Origin of the sequence: Conexibacter sp. W3-3-2 (assembly GCF_009707605.1) — a bacterium.
Taxonomy (GTDB): Bacteria; Actinomycetota; Thermoleophilia; order Solirubrobacterales; family Solirubrobacteraceae; genus Paraconexibacter; species Paraconexibacter algicola.
Genome location: NZ_WLYW01000001.1, coordinates 4612539 through 4630013, shown reverse-complemented (window position 1 = coordinate 4630013; position 17475 = coordinate 4612539). Strand labels below are relative to the sequence as shown.

Here is a 17475-nt window from a genome sequence, read left to right as displayed (position 1 = left end):
CCTCAGTCGCGCATGGCCGGGAAGAGCACGACCTCGCGGATCGAGCGCTGCCCGGTCATGAGCATCACGAGCCGGTCGATGCCCAGGCCCAGGCCGCCGGTGGGCGGCATGCCGTGCTCCATCGCCTGGACGAAGACCTCGTCGTAGGGCTGGGCCTCCTCGTCGCCCTCGCCGGCGAGGCGCACCTGCGCCTCGAACCGCTCGCGCTGGACGTCGGGGTCGTTGAGCTCGGTGAACGCGTTGGCGATCTCCATGCCGCCGCAGAACGCCTCGAACCGCTCGGTGAGCCCCGGCTCGGAGCGGTGCGCCTTCGCGAACGGGGAGATCTCGACCGGGTAGTCCATGACGAGCGTCGGCTGCTGGAGCGTCGGCTCCACGTACTTGGACAGCAGGTCGTCGACGAGCTGCGGCCACGTGAGGTCGGCGGTGGGCAGGTCGACCCGCTCGGACCGCTCGACGGCGGCGCGCAGGGCGGCCGCGTCGCGGTGCTCGAGGATGTCGATGCCGGTCTCGTCGCGGATCGCGCCGACGAACGTGACGCGCCGCCACGGGGTGCCGAACTCGAGCTCGCCGGTGTAGCCGACCGCCTCGGCGACCGCGCCGACGATCGTCTCGAGGCGGCGTGCGGCGTCCTGGTAGTCGGCGTACGCCTCGTACCACTCGATCATCGTGAACTCGGGGTTGTGCTTGAAGCTGACGCCCTCGTTGCGGAAGTCCTTGCCGAGCTCGTAGACGCGCTCGAGGCCCCCGACGATGCACCGCTTGAGGTACAGCTCGGTGGCGATCCGCAGGTAGAAGTCGCGGTCGAGCTGGTTGTGGTGCGTGACGAACGGCCGGGCCATCGCGCCGCCGTAGAGCGGCTGCAGCATGGGCGTCTCGACCTCGACGAAGCCGTCGTCGTCGAGCATCCGGCGCACGGTCGAGATGACCTTCGCCCGCGTCAGGAAGATCGCGCGGGACTCCTCGTTGGCGATCAGGTCGAGCTCGCGGCGGCGGAAGCGGGTCTCGACGTCCTGGAGGCCCGCGTGCTTGTCCGGCGGCGGGCGCAGCGACTTCGCCAGGACGGTGAAGCCGTCGACGCGGAGCGTCAGCTCGCCGCGGCGCGACATGAACGCGGTCCCGTCGATCCCGAGCAGGTCGCCGAGGTCGAGGCCCAGCAGGCGCTCCATGAGCTCGGGCCCGAGGACGTCGAGCTTCGCCTGCAGCTGGATGCGGCCGCTGCGGTCGACGAGGTCCAGGAACGCCATCTTGCCCTGGCCGCGCCGGGCCGCGAGCCGCCCGGCGACCCGGTGGGTGCTGTCGGTCTCGGCGCCGTCCTCGAGCCCGGCGTGCGCCGCGCGGACGTCGCCGATCGGCTCGACGTCGGGGAAGGCGTGCGGGAACGGCTCCACGCCGTCGGCGCGGAGCTGGTCCAGCTTCTGGCGGCGGACGGCGAGGAGCTCGGCCTCGGTACCGCCCGCGGGCTCGGTCAGAGCCCGACCTCGATCTTGGTGATCTTGAGCTTGCGCGCCGGGCCCTTGGGCACCTGCACGGAGACGACGTCGTTCTTCTTGTGGCCGATCAGCGCCCGGCCGACCGGGGACTCGTTGGAGAGCTTCATCTCGGCCATGTCCGCCTCGGCGGAGCCGACGATCGTGAAGGTCTGCGACTTCTCGGTCTTCTCGTCCTTGATCGTGACGACCGAGCCGATGCCCACGACGTCCTTGGAGACCTCGTCGGCGTCGATGACCTGCGCGGAGCGGAGCTTCTCCTCCAGCGCGAGGATCCGCGACTCGAGCATCGCCTGCTCGTTCTTGGCGTCGTCGTACTCCGAGTTCTCGGAGATGTCCCCGAACTCCCGCGCCTCCTTGATGCGCTCGGCGACCTCGCGGCGCTTCTCGGTCGAGAGGTGCTCGAGCTCCTCCTTGAGCTTCTCGAGGCCTTCGGGGGTGAGGATGACGTCCTTCGGCATGGGGCTACCTGGCTTCGCGGATTCCACCGGCCCTCAGGGCGACAAAAACCCCGCACCTGGCGGGGTTCGCCGTCCCGACGTGGGCCGGGCGAGCGGCGGAGTATAGCGAGTGCGTCAGCGGCCTCAGGCCGCAGCCGCCGCGGCGTCGCGCAGGGGCGCGAGGACGGCTCGCGCCTCCTCCACCGTGCTGGTCTGCTGGAGCGCCTGCTGCAGCGCCGTGCCCTCCCCCAGCGTGGTCACGTACCAGGGGTAGAACTTGCGCAGGTAGCGGCCGCCGCGGTCCGGCCCGAGGTGCTCGACCGCGCGATCCATCACCCAGTCGAGCTCGTCGAGGACCTCGGCGCGGGTCGGGGGCTCCTCGCGCAGGCCGAGCACCTGCGCGAACAGCCACGGGTTGCCCAGGCAGCCGCGCGCGAGCATCACGGCCTCCGCGCCGGTGTACTCGAACGCCGAGCGGATCGAGGCGACGTCCTGCAGGCCACCGGTGAGGATCACCGGGGCCGGCAGCGTCTCCACGAGCTCCCGGGCGAGGTCGTAGTCCGGCACGCCCTTGTGGTGCACCTGCGCCGAGCGCGGGTGGAAGGTGATCGCGGCGACCCCGGCCTCGGCGACGAGCCGGTGGGCGAGGTCCAGGCCGCTGCGGTCCCCCTTGCGCTCGCCGGAGCGCAGCTTGACGGTGACCGGCAGGCCGCTGCCCTCGCGGGCCGCGGTGGCGACGGCGACCGCCGTGTCGGGGTCCTTGAGCATCGCGGCGCCGGCCCCGGTCTTCATGACCTTCGGGACCGGGCAGCCCATGTTCAGGTCGATGATGTCGACGCCGCCGACCCGCGCGACCGAGGCGGCGGCCGAGCGCATCACGTCGGGGTCCTGGCCGAACAGCTGCAGCGAGGTGACCCCGCCCGAGCCGTCGGTGCCGACGCGACGCTCCTCGGGGTGGATGCGCAGCATCTCGGTGCAGGTCTTCTCGTTGCCGTGGTGGATGCCGAAGCTCGACACCATCTCGCTGACGGCCATCCCCGCCCCGTAGCGCTTGGCCTGCAGGCGCACGAACCAGTTGCCGATGCCCGCCAGCGGCGCGAGCATCACGCGGTTGGGGACGTGCACGCCCCCGAGCTCCCAGCTGTCCGTCAGGCTCCGCATCACCACGGATGATGCCAAGCGGCGCGCCTCAGGCGTTGCGCGCGTGCAGCAGCCGCAGCCCCTCGAGCGTGAGCAGGTCGTCCTGCTCGTCGATCGAGCGGCAGTACGGCACGACGGTGCTCGCCAGCCCACCGGTGGCCAGGACCGGCGCCGTCGCCTCGAGCTCCTCGTGGATGCGCTCGATCAGGCCGTCGACCGCCGAGGCGTAGCCGTAGATCACGCCCGCCCGGATCGCCTCGACCGTCCCCTTGCCGATCGCCCGGCGCGGCGGCACGAGGTCGATCCGCGGGAGCTTCGCGCCGCGCGAGGTCAGCGCGTCCAGCGAGATCTCCACGCCGGGCATCAGGACGCCACCGACGTACTCGCCCTCGGCGCTGACGACGTCGAAGTTCACCGCCGTGCCGAAGTCGACGGAGATGCACGGGCCGCCGAGCCGCTCGAACGCGGCGACCGCGTTGACGAGCCGGTCGGCGCCGAGCTCGCGCGGGTTGTCGATCTTGATCGGCATGCCGGTGCGGATCCCGGGGCCGACGGCGAGCATCTCGTGACCGAGGTAGTGCCCGGCCATGCGCACCCACTCGGGCTCCAGCTGCGGGACCGTCGAGGACACGATCGAGGCGCTGAGGTCGGCCAGTCCGACCCCGCGCAGCTCCAGCAGGTTGCGCAGCGCCGCCCCGAGCTCGTCGGCGGTCGACGAGCGCACGGTCGCGAAGCGCCAGTGCTCGACGAGCTCGCCCTGCGGCGAGTAGGTGCCGAAGTGCGTCTGCGTGTTCCCGACGTCGACCACGAGGAGCATGAGGCCGACAGTATGCTCGCCCGATGCCGAACAAGCTCTTCATGATCGACGGCTCCCATCCGTGCGCGACGGTCGAACGCGCCCTGACGATGAAGGGCATCCCGTACAAGACGGTCGAGCTGGTGCCGCCGCTGCACGCGCCGGTCGCCAAGGCGCTGTTCGGCGTGCGCACCGTTCCGGCGATGACGTTCGAGGACGGCCTGAAGGTCAGCGGGTCCCGCGCGATCCTCGCCGAGCTCGAGCGCCGCGTGCCCGAGCCGTCGCTGTGGCCGACCGACCCGGAGCGCCGCGCCGCGGTCGCCGCCGCCGAGCGCTGGGGCGACGAGGTGTTCCAGTCGATCCCGCGGCGGATCCTGTGGCCCGCGTTCCAGCGCAACCCCAAGGCGCTGCCGTCCTTCACCGAGAACTCGAAGATCCCGGCCCCCGGCGCGGCGCTCGTCGCGGCCGCCCCCGTGCTGACGCGGATCGAGCGGCGGATGAACGGCGCGACCGACGCGGCGACGCGCGCCGACCTGCTCGCGCTCCCCGCGCACCTCGACCGCATCGACGCCTGGATCGCCGACGGCACGCTCGGGGGCGAGCCGCCGAACGCCGCGGACCTGCAGATCCTGCCGTCGGTCCGACTGCTGATGACGATCGGCGACGTCGCCCCGCTGATCGAGGGCCGGCCGGTCGCCGACCTCGTGCGCCGGGCGCTGCCCGCCATCGGCGGGCACGTCCCGGCCGGGACCTACCCGGCCGAGTGGCTGCCGGCGCCGGCCGCGACGGCCTGAGCCGCGGCGAACGCCCGGATCTCGTCCGCGAGCCGCTGCGGCTGATCCCACGCGACGAACGTCTTCGCGTCGGGGATCTCCACCAGCCGCGCGTCGCGGCAGGCGTCCCGCAGGCGCCGGGCGAGCCCGATCGTGAAGAAGCGGTCGGCCGGGGCCCAGGCCAGCAGGACGGGACCCTCGAAGCGGTGCAGGCGCGTGGAGGCCTCGACCAGGTCGCGGGGCCAGGCGGCACGCAGGAACGTCAGTGTTTCGCGGCGGATCGCCCGGTCGGTGAGGAACGGCTCGCTCCACGCGCGCAGCAGCTCGTCCGGGATCCGCGTGCGCGCGAGCGTCCCGAGCGCGATGTGGCGGCCCAGCCGCAACCGCATGGGCGCCAGCGCCACCTCCACGCCGCCGGGGACGCGCTTGAGCAGGTGGACGAGGTTGAACGGCGCGGGCGGGAACGTCTCGAAGCCATCGCAGTTGGTCAGGACCAGCCGGCCGACGCGGGACGGGCGCTCGTCGAGGACGAACTGGCAGATCGCGCCGCCGGTGTCGTTGCCCACGAGCGTCACGTCCTCGAGGTCGAGCGCGTCGAGGAGTTCGAGGACGAGGCGGGCGACACCGCGCGGAGAGAGCGCGGCGGACGTCCCGATCGGCGTCCGGTGCGCGCCGAGTGGCAGGTCGGGGCGGACCACGCGATGGTCGTCCGCGAGGGCCTCGGCGGTCGCCTCCCACAGCCGGGAGTCGACGAGGAAGCCGTGGACGAACACGACCGCGGGGCCATCGACGGGACCGTCGTCGTGCACGACGAGGGGGCCGGACGGGAGCTTCAGGGTGGACGGGTGGCTCATGGGTGTCTCCTGGTTCCGGTAGCGTCACAGTGATGCGTACAAGCTGTACGGAAATTACATACAGACAGTCTGCATGTCAATGAGCGGCTCGTCGGACCCTGCCCCGACCAAGCACGCGGCCCGCTCCGCGGCGACCCGGTCCGCGCTCATCGCTGCAGGCCGCGAGCTGTTCGCCACCCGCGGCTACGCGGAGGTCGGGACCGAGGAGATCGTCCGGACCGCCGGGGTGACCCGGGGGGCGCTCTACCACCAGTTCGCCGACAAGCGCGAGCTGTTCGCCGCCGTGTACGAGGAGATCGAGGCGGAGCTGACCGCCCAGCTCGCCCCCGGCGCCCTGGAGGCCGCCCGGACCGGCGACCCGCTCGACGCGCTCGGCGCGGCCGCCCGGGCCTTCTTCGCCGGCGTCCGAGACCCCGCCGTCGAGCGGATCGCCCTGGTCGACGCACCCGCCGTGCTCGGGTGGGACCGCTGGCGCGCGATCGGGCTGGCCCACGGCCTCGGGCTCACCGAGACCGTCCTGCAGGCCGCGATCGACGCCGGGGTGCTCGCACCGCAGCCGACCCGCCCGCTCGCGCACGTGCTGCTCGGCGCGCTCGACGAGGCGGCCCTCTACGTGGCCCGTGCCGCGGACCCGGACGCGGCCGCCACCGAGGCGATCGCGGTCGTGGACGCCCTCATCGCCGGACTTCGCCGACCCGCATGAGCGTCCAGCGCCTGCGCGGCTACCTCGCCACCGCCGCCACCGCCGCGCGCGAGGGCCGCGACGCCGACGCCCTCGCCGCGCTGCGGCTCGCGCAGGACGCGGCCCGGACGCTGCCGGCGACCGCGCCCGAGCGCGCCGAGCTCGCCGTGGCGCGCGCGGAGCTCGCGCAGCGCGCCGGGGATCCGGCCGCGACGGCCGCCGCCTTCGCGGAGGCCTGCGAGGTCGACCGCGCCGCCTCACGGGTCGACGGACTCGCCGTCATCCGGCGGCTGCGTGCCGCGCTCGCCACCGACGCGGCCGGGGACCGCGACCGGGCACGGGACCTGGCCGACGAGGCGGTGCGGCTGTCCGCCGGCCTCGGGGACGCGCTGCGCGCCGAGGCCCGCACGGTCCGCGACCGGCTCGAGGGCGGCCCGCCCCCGGCGCCCGTCCGGCGCGCGGCCCCGCCGGCCACGCCCGCCGCGCCGGCGCCGGACCCCGCGACGGTCGATCAGCTGCTCGCCGAGCTCGACGGCCTGATCGGCCTCGCCGGCGTCAAGGCCGAGGTCCGCCGCCTCGTCGCGCTCGCGCAGGTCGCGCAGGCCCGCGGCGCCGCCGGCCTGCCCGTCGGCGTGCGCACGCGGCACCTCGCGATGGTCGGCGCGCCCGGCACCGGCAAGACGACCGTCGCCCGCATCGTCGGGCGCCTCTACGGCGCGCTCGGCGTCGTCGGCAGCGGACACCTCGTCGAGGTCACGCGCGCCGACCTCGTCGCGGGGTTCGTCGGGCAGACCGCGCAGCGCACGAACGCCGTCTGCGACCAGGCGCTCGGCGGCGTCCTGTTCGTCGACGAGGCGTACAGCCTCGTGTCCGGCGGCCAGGAGGACTTCGGGCGCGAGGCGCTCGCCGAGCTCGTCAAGCGCATGGAGGACGACCGCGACCGGCTCGTCGTCATCCTCGCCGGCTACCGGGACGAGATGGAGACGCTGATCGCCGCCAACACCGGCCTGCGCTCGCGGCTGCAGGCGACGCTCGAGTTCGCCGACTACGACGCCGCCGAGCTCGCCGCGATCTTCGACCGGGTCGTCGAGCGCGACCACTGGACGCTCACCGCCGGCGCCCGCGAGCGCGCGCACGCCGCCCTCGCCGCCCTGCACGCCGACCGTGGCGCCGACTGGGCCAACGCGCGCACCGCGCGGAGCTTCTACGAGCGCTGTCTCGCGCACCAGGCGCTGCGCGTGACCGCCGACGGCGTCGTCGCGGGCCCGGACCTGGACACGATCGACGAGCAGGACGTGCCCGACGGTCCCGGGTGGGCGACCGGGCCGGGTCGGTAGCCTTCGCGTCCGTGCCGACGTTCCAGGGCCTCGAGTTCGACTACGCGCTGCACCTGCTCCCGCCCGGCCGCATGGGCTTCAGCCGCTGGCGCTGGGAGCTGTGGCACGGCAGCACGCTGCTGGCCACGGGCTGGCGCACCGACCGCGGCGCCGCCGTGCGCGCCCTCCAGGGCCACGGGGCGCGCGTCGCGCTGCGGATGTTCGGCCTGCGGCGCGAGCCGCCCGCGCCCGCGACGCTCACGCGCGACCTCGCGCCCGGCCGGGCGCTGAAGGTCGAGCTCGGCGCCGTCAGCTTCACGCTGATGCCGCGCGGCCTGGACCGGGACCTCGTCCCGGTCGCCGCCGGCTGACGCTCAGCCGGCCGGCGGGACCTGCAGCGGCGCGCCCTCGCGGCGCACGCCCTCGTCCAGCGGCAGCGCGGCGAGCGCCTCCGCCAGCGACGCCCCGTCCGGGGTGCGCAGCTCGAGGTCGAGCTCCAGCAGCGGCACGAGCACGAAGCGGCGCGAGGTCACCTGCTCGTGCGGCAGCGCCAGCCGCTCGCTGCGGTACGGGGCGTCCCCGAGCAGCAGCAGGTCGACGTCGATCGGGCGCGGCCCGTGACGCACGTAGCCGTCTTCCCCGGCGAGGATGCGACCGAGCTCCCGCTCGACGGCCTTGCACGCGTCGAGCAGCGCCTCGGGCGCGAGATCGGTCTCGATCCGCACGCACGCGTTGAGGAACGACGGCTGGTCGAGGACCTCGCCGACCGCATCGGTGTCGTAGGTCGAGCTCGCCGCCGTGACCGTGACGCCCTGTGCGGGCAGCAGGTCGACCGCCCGCTGCAGGTTGCCGCGCCGGTCGCCGACGTTGGAGCCCAGGCCGAGGTAGCCGGTCACGCGCCGGTCCCCTGCTCCTGGAGCGCGGCGAGCGCGCGGCCCATGCCCTCGACGACGGCCTGCAGGCCGCTCAGCGGGCGGATCATCACCGTCAGCTCCGTGACGAGGCCGTCCGCGCCGACGGTCAGCAGGTCGACGCCCTCGATCTCGCGGTCGCCGACGGTGGCGCGGAAGCGGAGCACCGCGCGGTCGCCGTCGTGCAGCTCGTCGACGTAGCGGAAGTCCTCGAACACCTGCAGCACCCCGGCGAGCACGAACGCGGTCGCGTCGCGGCCCGCGTAGGGCTTGTGGACCGCCGGGGAGCAGAAGACGACGTCGGGCGCCAGGGTGGCGACCAGCGCCGCGTGGTCGTGGGCCACGACGGCGTCACGGAAGGCGAGCGTGCTCATGCGCAGACCCTCTCACGTCTCAGCGGTCGCGTCGCGCCCGCAGCAGCGCCAGCTGCCGGCCCTGCACCAGCAGCGTGCCGTCGGGCGCCCAGATCTCGGCGTCCTCCTCCGACAGTCCGTCCCGGGACGTCCCGGAGCGGTAGCGGCCGATCAGCGGCGTCGCCGGGTCGAGCGCGAGCGCGACCTCGGGCGCCCGGAAGTGGACGGTGAGGTCGAGGGTCGGCGCGCCCGCGACCGCGTCCAGGCGGCACCACGGGGCGGGCAGCCAGGCGTCGACGAGCAGTGCCAGGACCCCGGCGTCGTAGGCCACCGGGTTCGCGAGCCGCACGTAGCCGCCGGTGAGCGCCTCCGGGGCAAGGCTGAACGGCGGGTGCCCGAGGCCGTAGCGGATGTCGAGGCGGTGGGCGATCTCCGGGGCCTGCTCCGGGAGGTCCACCGCCGGGAGCGCCGCGTAGGGCGGCAGCGTCGGCGGCGCCGTCGCGTAGTCGGCGGCCGGCGGGAACGGCAGCGAGAGCGCCGCGAGCGCGAGGATGCAGAGGTCGTCGTCCTGCACGAGCCGCGCCGTGACCGTCGTGACCGACCGGCCCGACCGCTCGACGGTCACGTGCACCTCGGCGTCGCGGTCGACCGCCGGGGAGCGCAGGTAGTGCAGCGTGATCGACCGCAGGTGGCGGGCCGGGTCGGCGACCTGCGCCTCGATCGCGTGGATGACCATCGCCGCGATGTAGCCGCCGTTGGGCCCGACCGGCGCCGACCAGCTGGGCGTCACGAATGCGCGGTAGCGGCCGTCGCCGAGCGGCTCGACCGCGGAGTCGCGGCCGAAGTGCGGGTCCTCCCCGGCCATCGCGGCTAGCGCTCGCGCGCGGTCCGCCAGACCTCGACGCTGACCTCGTCGACGGGCAGCGCGATCGGGGGCTCGGGCTTGGCGGCCTTCACCGACACCTCGTCGGCGGCGAAGCGGTCGAGCAGCGCGTCGGCGATCGCGGAGCAGAGCCGCTCCAGCGTCTTGTAGGAGCGCTGCTGGGCCACGAGCGCGCAGACGTTGCAGACCTCGCCGTAGTCGACGGTGTCGTCGACCATGTCGGTGACGGTCGCGTCGCACTCCCCGACCTCCATGCGGATGTCCAGGACGAGCCGCTGCCCGATCTCGCGCTCCGCGGCCGTGACCCCGTGGTGGGTGTACAGCGACAGGCCGCTGACCTCGATGGTCACCTCGGTCTGCGGGCCGCCCTCCTCGTCGAAGTCGTGCTCGTCGAGGTCGTCGTCGTCCAGGTCGTCCTCGAGGTCGTCCTCGTCGGGCCCGTGCTCGTCGCTGATCACCGCGGCAACGTAGCAGCCGCCACGGTGAGCGCGTCCACGTGCTCAGCCACGTCGTGGACGCGGAAGACCGACGCACCGCGCTCGTACGCCAGGACGTTCGTGGCCAGCGTGGCGGCGACGCGCCGCGCGGGCTCGTCGCGGCCGGTCAGGCGGCCGAGGAACGACTTGCGCGACGTGCCCACGACCACGGGGAACCCGAGCGTGCAGAACGCGTCGATGCGTCGCACGAGCTCGAGGTTGTGCTCGATCGTCTTGCCGAACCCGATGCCGGGGTCGATCTGGATCCGGTGCTCGGCGACCCCCTCGCCGACCGCGAAGGTGATGCGCTCCTCCAGGAAGGCGAGGATGTCGTCGACGACGTCGTCGTAGCGGGGGTCGCGCTGCATCGTGCGCGGGTCGCCGAGCATGTGCATGAGGCAGCAGTCCACGCCGCGGTCGGCGACGAGCCCCGCGAGCTCCGGCTCGGCGCGGAACGCGGTCACGTCGTTGACGTACACGGCCCCGGCGTCGAGCGCGGCCTGCGCGACATCGACCTTCGACGTGTCGATCGAGACGCGCGCGACGCCGTCCGCCGCCAGCGCGGCGACGACCGGCCGCACGCGCCGCAGCTCCTCGCCCGCGTCGACGGCGGCCGCTCCGGGCCGCGTCGACTCGCCGCCGACGTCGAGGATCGCGGCGCCCTCCGCCGCGAGCCGCCGTCCGTGCGCGATCGCGTCGCGCTCGTCGAGGAACGCGCCGCCGTCGCTGAACGAGTCGGGCGTCACGTTCACGATCCCCATGACGGTGAAGGCCACGGCCGGATCCTGCCACGTCGCCGCGGCGTCCGGATTCCGTCCGGACGGTCGGAGATGGTGCGGGTCGGAGCCGGTCCCCGTCCGTCCGGTCGCGGCGTGCCGCGACGAGCAGAAAGCAGATCAGCGCCCGTGCACACCGTCGCCCTCGTCCTCGCCACCACCGCCGTGGTCGGCCTGCTCACCGCCGCCTCGCTGGGCGTCGCCCGCGTCGCCGACGCGCTGGCGCCGTCCGCGCAGGAGCCCGCGGCCGTCCCGGCAGCGCGGATGGCCGCGACGACCGGCACGTGGGACGGGATCGAGCGGCGGACGGGCGTGGACCGCCGGTGGCGCGCCGACGGCGGGCCGGGCGCGGGCGGCGAGCGCCGTCGCGGCGGGCGCCGGGCGACCGACCACCCGCAGGTGCGGGTGGCCTGAGCCGGGCCGGCGGCCGCGAGCGGCCGCCGGACGCTAGAGCAGCGGCTTCTCGGGGCTGTCGAGACCGCGCGCCTCGACGCCGCCACCGGCGAGGCCGGGACGCGGCAGCGAGCGCGGCGCGTCGCGACGCTCGGGGGTCGAGGACGCGGTCGGCGTGGAGTCCGCCGGCGGCTCGACCTCGTCGGGCCCGAAGACCTCGAGCTCGGACTTGCCCTCGAGCAGCGCCACGAACTCGTCGCGCTCGATCGTCTCGCGCTTGAGCAGCAGCTCGGAGATCGTCTCGAGCGACTCGCGGTGCTCGTTGAGGAGGTCCTTGGCGCGCTGGTGCGCGGACTCGACGATCCGACGGATCTCCGCGTCGATCTCCTTGGCGATGTCGTCGCTGTAGTCGGGCTCGGAGCTGAACTCGCGGCCGAGGAACGGCTGGCCGTGGTCGTGACCGAACACGCGCGGCCCGAGCTTCTCGCTCATGCCGAAGCGCATGACCATCTGCTTGGCGGTCGCGGTGACCTTCTGCAGGTCGTTCGACGCACCGGTCGTGATCTCGCCGAAGACGATCTCCTCCGCGGCGCGACCGCCGAGCGTCATCGCCATCGTGTCGAGCAGCTCCGCACGGGTGGTGAGGAACTTGTCCTCGCCCGGCATCGAGATCGTGTACCCGAGCGCCTGGCCGCGGCTGACGACCGAGATCTTGTGGACCGGGTCGGCGTGCTCGAGGAAGTGCCCGACGAGCGCGTGGCCCATCTCGTGGTACGCGGTGACGAGCCGCTCCTTCTCGCCCATCACCCGGGTCTTCTTCTCGGGACCGGCGATCACGCGCATGATCCCCTCCTCGAGCTCCACCTGGGTGATCTCGCGCTTGCCGGTGCGGGCGGCGAGCAGGGCAGCCTCGTTGACGAGGTTCGCGAGGTCGGCGCCGGTGAAGCCCGGGGTCTGGCCCGCGAGCGTGTCGGTGTCGATCTCCTGCGCCAGCGGCTTGCCGCGCGTGTGGACGTCGAGGATCTTCGCGCGGCCCTTGCGGTCGGGGCGGTCGACCATGATCTGGCGGTCGAAGCGGCCCGGGCGCAGCAGCGCGGGGTCGAGGATGTCGGGACGGTTGGTGGCCGCGATGAGGATGATGTTGTCCGTCATCGTGAAGCCGTCCATCTCGACGAGCAGCTGGTTGAGCGTCTGCTCGCGCTCGTCGTGACCGCCGCCCATGCCGGCGCCGCGGTGGCGGCCGACGGCGTCGATCTCGTCCATGAAGATGATGCAGGGCGAGTTCTGCTTGGCCTGCTCGAACAGGTCGCGCACGCGGGACGCGCCGACGCCGACGAACATCTCCACGAAGTCCGAGCCGGAGATCGAGAAGAACGGCACCCCGGCCTCGCCGGCGACCGCGCGGGCCAGCAGCGTCTTGCCGGTGCCGGGAGGGCCGAACAGCAGGACGCCCTTGGGGATCCGGGCGCCGAGCGCCTGGAACTTCTTCGGGTTCTCGAGGAACTCCTTGATCTCGTGCAGCTCCTCGACGGCCTCGTCGGCGCCCGCGACGTCGCGGAAGGTGATCTTCGGCGAGTCGACCGACATGCGCTTGGCGCGGGACTTGCCGAAGGACATGACCTTCGAGCCGCCACCCTGCATCTGGTTCATCAGGAAGATCCAGAAGCCGATGAAGATCAGGAACGGCAGGACGTAGGTCAGCAGCGACAGCCAGCCGTTGCTCTTGCGGCCCTCGACGTCGAAGCTCTGGAGCTTGCCCTCCTGCACCGCGGCGGTCAGCTGCGCCTCGAGGCGCTCCGCGTTGCCGTCGGTGAAGCCGGTCTCGCCCTTCTTGGCCTGGTCACGGCCCGGGGACTCGCGCAGCTCGTACTTGAGGACGTTGTCGCGCGTGCGCAGGTCGACCGTCTTGACCTGCCCGGCCTCGATCTTCGTGATCAGCTCGGAGTACTGGAGCTTCGCGGGCTCCTCCCCCGGGCTGATCAGGCGCTGGGCGAAGAACGCCAGCACCACCACGATCAGGATCGGGAATGCAGCGCTCTTGAAGAACCGGCTCATACGGCGAGAACCTCCGCCGCGAAGGCGGCGTGTGGACGTCGTGCGTGGTGACGCAAGGTCCCCGATCCTACCACGGTGCTCTCGGGGCCAAGCCGGGTGGGGCGGGTCTCGGGGCTGCGCATCTTCAGGGGATACGCAGCCCGGCGCCCCGTGGCCTACACGTTCAGCGAGGCGACGTACGGGAGGTTGCGGTACCGCTCGGCGTGGTCGAGCCCGTAGCCGATGGCGAAGCGATCCGGGATCTCGAAGCCGACGTAGCGGGCCTCGAGCTCGACCTTGCGGCGCTCCGGCTTGGTCAGCAGCGCGCACACCTCCAGCGAGGCGGGCTCGCGCGCACCGAGGTTGCGCAGCAGGTACTGCAGCGTCAGGCCCGAGTCGACGATGTCCTCGACGATCAGGACGTGACGGCCGTCGATCGCGCGGTCGAGGTCCTTGATGATCCGCACGACGCCGCTGGAGTCCGTCGCGCTGCCGTAGCTGGCGACCGCCATGAAGTCGACCTCGCAGGGGATGTCGATCCGGCGCATCAGGTCGGCGAGGAAGAACACCGCGCCCTTCAGGACGCCGACGAGGAGCGGGTCGCGGCCCTCGTAGTCCCGCGAGATCTCCGCCCCGAGGTCCCGCACGCGCTGCGCGAGGGCGTCGGGCTGGACGAGGATCTCGCCGATCTGGGGGTCGCGCATGGCGCGGAGGATAGGGCGGCGGGCGGTCAGCGGGGCGGGAGCGGCGGCGTGCGGCCGATCCGCAGCACCCCGTCACGGACCTCGGCGCGCGCCCCGTCGCCGAGGTCCAGCGCGCCGTCCCGCAGCGCCAGCAGCTCGTCCAGGCGCCCGGGCGCGCGGGCGCACAGGCCTCCCGTGGCCGCCTCGGCCAGGTGGCGCACGACGAGCCGCGCCAGCGCCGGCGGGGCGGCGGCCAGCCGCGCGACGGCCACCGCGTCCTGCCCGTCAAGCAGGCCGGCGACGGCCGCGTCGAGGACCGCGGCCTCGTCGCGCAGCAGCTCCACGGTCCGCAGGACGTTCTGCTCCGCGGCCGGATGGACGGCGCGCAGCGCCGGCAGCAGCCCGTGACGCACGCGGCTGCGCGCGAACCGCGGATCGTCGTTGCCCGGGTCGTCGCGGACGGCGAGCCCGCGGGCGGCGCAGTACTCGCCGGTCTGCTCGCGGGTGACCGCCAGCAGCGGCCGCGCGACGACGGTCCCGCGGGCGGGCATCCCCAGCAGCGCGCGCCGGCCGGGCGAGGCGGCGAGCCGGTAGAGCACGGTCTCGACCTGGTCGGAGGCGGTGTGGGCGGTCACGGCCGCGAGCGCGCGGGCCGCCGCCTCCCGGCCCGCGGCGGCGTACCGCTCCTCGCGCGCCCAGGCCTGGACGTTGCCCGCCCCGGTCCCGGGCGGGGTGAGGCGGTGCACGGTCAGCCCGACCCCGAGGGTCCCGCACAGGTCCGCGCAGTGCTCGGCGTCGGCGGCGCTGTCGGGCCGCAGCCCGTGGTCGACGTGCAGCGCCCGGACCCGGTCCGGGCCCGCGAGCGCGACCGCGACGTCGAGCAGGCAGACCGAGTCGCGGCCGCCGCTGAGCAGCACCAGCGCGCCGTCGGCCAGGAGCCCCGTCGCGTCGGCGAGCCGGCGGACCCGGTCGACGACCGTCGCGGCCATCTAGGGCGCGCCGACCCCGAACGCCCCGCGCACCCGCGGCGGCACGGCGCCGCGCATCGGACCGGGCAGCCGCCGCAGCGGCGCGCCGGCGGTGGTGCGGACCCCGGTGAGGTCGCGGCCGGTCGGGCGCGCACGCAGCTGCACGCTGCCGCGCCCGCCCCCCGGCGATCCGCACCCGCGCGACGAGCAGCTCGACGCGCCCGTCGGGACCGATGTCGACGCCCATCTCGGCGCTCTCGGGCCCGCGCCCGCGCCGGGCGGGATCGCCTCCGGTGACGCTGCCCACGAACGACCGCAGGTCCTGCAGGAGCGCGACCGCGTCGGCCTGGCCCTCCAGCCGGTCGGTGTCGGCGTCCGGGCCCGCGACGCGGGAGAGCTCCCGCGGCCACACCGTCGGGTTCAGCGTGTCGCGGTCGTAGGGCGCCAGGACGAACGGGCTGTCGAGGACCCGGCGCGGGAGGCGCGACGCGAAGGTCACGCGCCGGCCGACCTCGGGGGGGATCGGCTGCGTCGCCGTGCGGCCGACCCCGACCGAGACGACGTCGTCGCGGGCCGCGCTCTCCACGACGTACGGGTCGCGCCCGGCGATGTCGACCTCGTAGGTCGCCCGCCACGCCCCGGACGGCCGCGGGGTCGTGCGGGCGTCGACGACGAGCTTCACGATCCGCCGCCGGCCGCCGGGCTCGCGCAGCGCGACCCGCAGGTCGTAGGCGTCGGCGATCGGGACGCGGGCCAGCGCCTCGGTCAGGCGCGCCTGGTCGTCCGCGCCGGCCCCACCGCAGCCCAGCACCGCCCCCGCGGCCCCGACGGTCAGGACCACGCCGCCCAGGACGAGCCGTGAACGTGCGGTCTCAGTCATCGTCGGCCACCCGGGCGAGGAACAGCTCGGTCGGCTCCTTGAAGCCCTTGAGGCGGACCTCGCCGATCAGCTCGAACTCCAGGTGCGAGCCGGCCTGCTCGACGACCGAGCGGGTGACGATCACCTCGCCGCCCGCGGAGCGCGCGGCGACACGGGCGGCGAGGTTGACCTCCCGCCCGTAGTAGTCGCCGTCGCGGTAGAGGGTCTCCCCGTAGTGGATGCCGATCCGCGGCAGCGGCCGCTCGGCCACGAGCGTCTGGAAGCCGACCGCCCAGTCGGTGAGGGCCGCCGGGTCGCTGCCGACGACCATCACCTCGTCGCCGATCGTCTTGATGACGCGCGCGTCGTCCGGGAGCGTGTGCTCGACGTTCTCGACGAACCGCTCGACCGCGCTGACGGCCTCCTCCTCCCCCTCCTCCTCGGTCAGGCGGGTGTACCCGGCGAGGTCCGCGAACGCGATCGCGACGCGCAGCCGCCCGAGGTCCAGCGGCTGGCTGTCGCCGAAGTCGCTCTCCAGGTGGCCGATGACGTCCTGCTCGACGAAGTGCTGCAGGAAGCGGCGGTGGACGTGGTCCATCATCGGCGAGGCGAGGGGCAGCAGCTCGCGCGCGAGCCCCTCCATCTCCTCCGCCATCTCCAGGCCGGGCACGCCGTCGCGCATCAGCGGCTCGTGCACGTAGAGGTGGAACAGCCGCACCTCGGCGTCCGCGACCTGGGCGAGCGCCTGACCGTAGACCCGCGACATCTGCAGGAACGCGACGAGCGGGAAGCCGGCCGCGAGCACCGCGGCGCAGTAGCGCAGGAACTGGAGGTCGTCGGCGCTGATCTGGCGCAGCGCGTGGGCGTTGAAGCCGACGGTCGAGTAGATCCGCTCGATGAGGGCGGGCTCCAGGCCGGTCTCGCGCGCGGCCTCCTCGAGCGTGTGGTCGGAGGTCGCCGGCGGCAGCAGGTCCTCGATGTAGCCGAAGGCGAGACGTCCCTGGGCGGTGGCCTCGCGCAACTGGGCGAGGCTGTGGCCGCGCTCCCGCATGCGGGCGACGAGCCGGGCGTGCGAGATCGCGGCGGCCGTCCAGACGCCGTCGGTCGGGCCCGGGACGACGCCGGTCTGCACCCAGCGGCGCAGGGTGGCGGCCTTGACGCCCGCCCGCCGGGCGACCTCGGCCAGGGTGATCCGCTCGGGCTCGCTCACGCGACCAGGTGCGGGTACTCGGCGGCCAGGATGTCGCGGTAGCGGGCGTGCACCGGCTTGGTCAGCGGCACGAGCGCGAGCGCCGCCCGGAGGTCGCCCGCGGTGCGGATGCGCCGCCGGGCGATGGCGACCGCGATGTTCTCCTTGCCCTGGAAATAGCGGTTGGCGATCTCGGAGTCCATCGCCATCTCCACGCGCGGCGTCCAGTCGACGTCGTCGGACCACTCCCACACGAGGTGGTGGTCCTCGTCCGGCCGGCCGGCGCGGATGTTCACGACGAGGCCCAGGTCGGCGTACTCGTGACGCTGCGGCACGTCCGCCGCACGCAGCCGTGGTCCCATCTCGGGGTCGTCGCGCATCAGCCCGAAGACCCGGTCCATGACCGCGCGGAACTCCTCGGTCGAGGCGAACGCGCCCACCGTCGCGTGAACCCCCGGG

The 17475-nt window shown here is 74.0% G+C and carries 21 protein-coding genes; 5 read left to right on the top strand and 16 right to left on the bottom strand.

Going from position 1 to position 17475, the window contains the following annotated elements:
• Window positions 1-2: 2 nt before the first annotated feature.
• From lysS to GKE82_RS22165, 4 genes are all read right to left on the bottom strand, one after another.
• On the bottom strand, window positions 3-1472 hold the full coding sequence (gene lysS, locus GKE82_RS22180; RefSeq protein WP_154734791.1) for a lysine--tRNA ligase: 1470 nt from the start codon (window positions 1470-1472) through the stop codon (window positions 3-5).
• The gene (gene greA / locus GKE82_RS22175; RefSeq protein ID WP_107570232.1) at window positions 1469-1951 is read right to left on the bottom strand and encodes a transcription elongation factor GreA; all 483 of its coding nucleotides are present in this window, start codon (window positions 1949-1951) and stop codon (window positions 1469-1471) included. Before greA ends, lysS begins: the two co-directional genes overlap by 4 nt.
• 123 nt (window positions 1952-2074) lie before the next feature.
• Window positions 2075-3091: a tRNA-dihydrouridine synthase gene (locus GKE82_RS22170; protein WP_154734790.1), complete on the bottom strand. Its 1017-nt coding sequence runs from the start codon at window positions 3089-3091 to the stop codon at window positions 2075-2077.
• A gap of 28 nt (window positions 3092-3119) precedes the next feature.
• Complete coding sequence (locus GKE82_RS22165) at window positions 3120-3887, bottom strand: type III pantothenate kinase (protein ID WP_107570234.1); 768 nt, start codon at window positions 3885-3887, stop codon at window positions 3120-3122.
• Window positions 3888-3910: 23 nt separating this feature from the next.
• Here GKE82_RS22165 and GKE82_RS22160 point away from each other — a divergent pair, with 23 nt between their 5' ends.
• On the top strand, window positions 3911-4660 hold the full coding sequence (locus tag GKE82_RS22160; RefSeq protein ID WP_154734789.1) for a glutathione S-transferase family protein: 750 nt from the start codon (window positions 3911-3913) through the stop codon (window positions 4658-4660).
• On the opposite strand, the gene GKE82_RS22155 is transcribed toward GKE82_RS22160, so the two are convergent.
• On the bottom strand, window positions 4618-5493 hold the full coding sequence (locus GKE82_RS22155) for an alpha/beta fold hydrolase (RefSeq protein ID WP_154734788.1): 876 nt from the start codon (window positions 5491-5493) through the stop codon (window positions 4618-4620). The genes GKE82_RS22160 and GKE82_RS22155 overlap by 43 nt on opposite strands.
• A gap of 79 nt (window positions 5494-5572) precedes the next feature.
• On the opposite strand from GKE82_RS22155, the gene GKE82_RS22150 reads away from it, so the two are divergent.
• Genes GKE82_RS22150 through GKE82_RS22140 form a run of 3 tightly spaced genes read left to right on the top strand, consistent with a single transcriptional unit; the run spans window position 5573 to window position 7862 of the window.
• Window positions 5573-6196: a TetR/AcrR family transcriptional regulator gene (locus tag GKE82_RS22150; protein ID WP_230316256.1), complete on the top strand. Its 624-nt coding sequence runs from the start codon at window positions 5573-5575 to the stop codon at window positions 6194-6196.
• A complete protein-coding gene (locus tag GKE82_RS22145; protein WP_154734786.1) occupies window positions 6193-7512 on the top strand; it encodes an AAA family ATPase in 1320 nt (439 codons plus the stop codon). The genes GKE82_RS22150 and GKE82_RS22145 overlap by 4 nt, the downstream gene beginning before the upstream one ends.
• A gap of 11 nt (window positions 7513-7523) precedes the next feature.
• The gene (locus GKE82_RS22140; RefSeq protein ID WP_146175415.1) at window positions 7524-7862 is read left to right on the top strand and encodes a hypothetical protein; all 339 of its coding nucleotides are present in this window, start codon (window positions 7524-7526) and stop codon (window positions 7860-7862) included.
• Between the two features lie 3 nt (window positions 7863-7865).
• Here the strand turns inward: GKE82_RS22140 and folK are convergent, their stop codons facing one another.
• The 5 genes from folK to folP are packed head-to-tail and all read right to left on the bottom strand — an operon-like array spanning window position 7866 to window position 10890.
• Entirely contained in the window at window positions 7866-8387 is a 522-nt protein-coding gene (gene folK / locus GKE82_RS22135; protein ID WP_309233761.1) for a 2-amino-4-hydroxy-6-hydroxymethyldihydropteridine diphosphokinase, read from the bottom strand.
• Entirely contained in the window at window positions 8384-8776 is a 393-nt protein-coding gene (locus GKE82_RS22130) for a nuclear transport factor 2 family protein (RefSeq protein WP_107570241.1), read from the bottom strand. Before GKE82_RS22130 ends, folK begins: the two co-directional genes overlap by 4 nt.
• Before the next feature lie 19 nt (window positions 8777-8795).
• Entirely contained in the window at window positions 8796-9620 is an 825-nt protein-coding gene (locus GKE82_RS22125; protein ID WP_154734785.1) for an acyl-CoA thioesterase II, read from the bottom strand.
• Between the two features lie 5 nt (window positions 9621-9625).
• Complete coding sequence (gene folB, locus GKE82_RS22120; protein WP_233243906.1) at window positions 9626-10096, bottom strand: dihydroneopterin aldolase; 471 nt, start codon at window positions 10094-10096, stop codon at window positions 9626-9628.
• A complete protein-coding gene (gene folP / locus GKE82_RS22115; RefSeq protein ID WP_309233760.1) occupies window positions 10093-10890 on the bottom strand; it encodes a dihydropteroate synthase in 798 nt (265 codons plus the stop codon). Before folP ends, folB begins: the two co-directional genes overlap by 4 nt.
• A gap of 129 nt (window positions 10891-11019) precedes the next feature.
• Between folP and GKE82_RS22110 the strand changes: the two genes are divergently transcribed.
• A complete protein-coding gene (locus tag GKE82_RS22110; protein ID WP_154734784.1) occupies window positions 11020-11304 on the top strand; it encodes a hypothetical protein in 285 nt (94 codons plus the stop codon).
• 33 nt (window positions 11305-11337) lie between these two features.
• Here the strand turns inward: GKE82_RS22110 and ftsH are convergent, their stop codons facing one another.
• From ftsH to GKE82_RS22080, 6 genes are all read right to left on the bottom strand, one after another.
• Window positions 11338-13338 (bottom strand): ATP-dependent zinc metalloprotease FtsH, encoded by a 2001-nt coding sequence (gene ftsH, locus GKE82_RS22105; protein WP_107570244.1) that lies wholly within the window; start codon window positions 13336-13338, stop codon window positions 11338-11340.
• Window positions 13339-13493: 155 nt separating this feature from the next.
• Window positions 13494-14021: a hypoxanthine phosphoribosyltransferase gene (gene hpt / locus GKE82_RS22100; protein WP_107570245.1), complete on the bottom strand. Its 528-nt coding sequence runs from the start codon at window positions 14019-14021 to the stop codon at window positions 13494-13496.
• A 26-nt stretch (window positions 14022-14047) separates the two neighbouring features.
• Window positions 14048-14989, bottom strand: coding sequence for a tRNA lysidine(34) synthetase TilS (tilS, locus tag GKE82_RS22095; RefSeq protein WP_154734783.1), 942 nt, complete (start codon window positions 14987-14989; stop codon window positions 14048-14050).
• Window positions 14990-15133, bottom strand: a complete 144-nt coding sequence (locus GKE82_RS22090; RefSeq protein ID WP_154734782.1) for a hypothetical protein — start codon at window positions 15131-15133, stop codon at window positions 14990-14992.
• Window positions 15134-15840: 707 nt separating this feature from the next.
• A complete protein-coding gene (locus GKE82_RS22085) occupies window positions 15841-17037 on the bottom strand; it encodes an adenylate/guanylate cyclase domain-containing protein (RefSeq protein ID WP_309233759.1) in 1197 nt (398 codons plus the stop codon).
• Window positions 17034-17456, bottom strand: a complete 423-nt coding sequence (locus tag GKE82_RS22080; protein ID WP_154734781.1) for a hypothetical protein — start codon at window positions 17454-17456, stop codon at window positions 17034-17036. The genes GKE82_RS22085 and GKE82_RS22080 overlap by 4 nt, the downstream gene beginning before the upstream one ends.
• Between the last annotated feature and the right edge of the window lie 19 nt (window positions 17457-17475).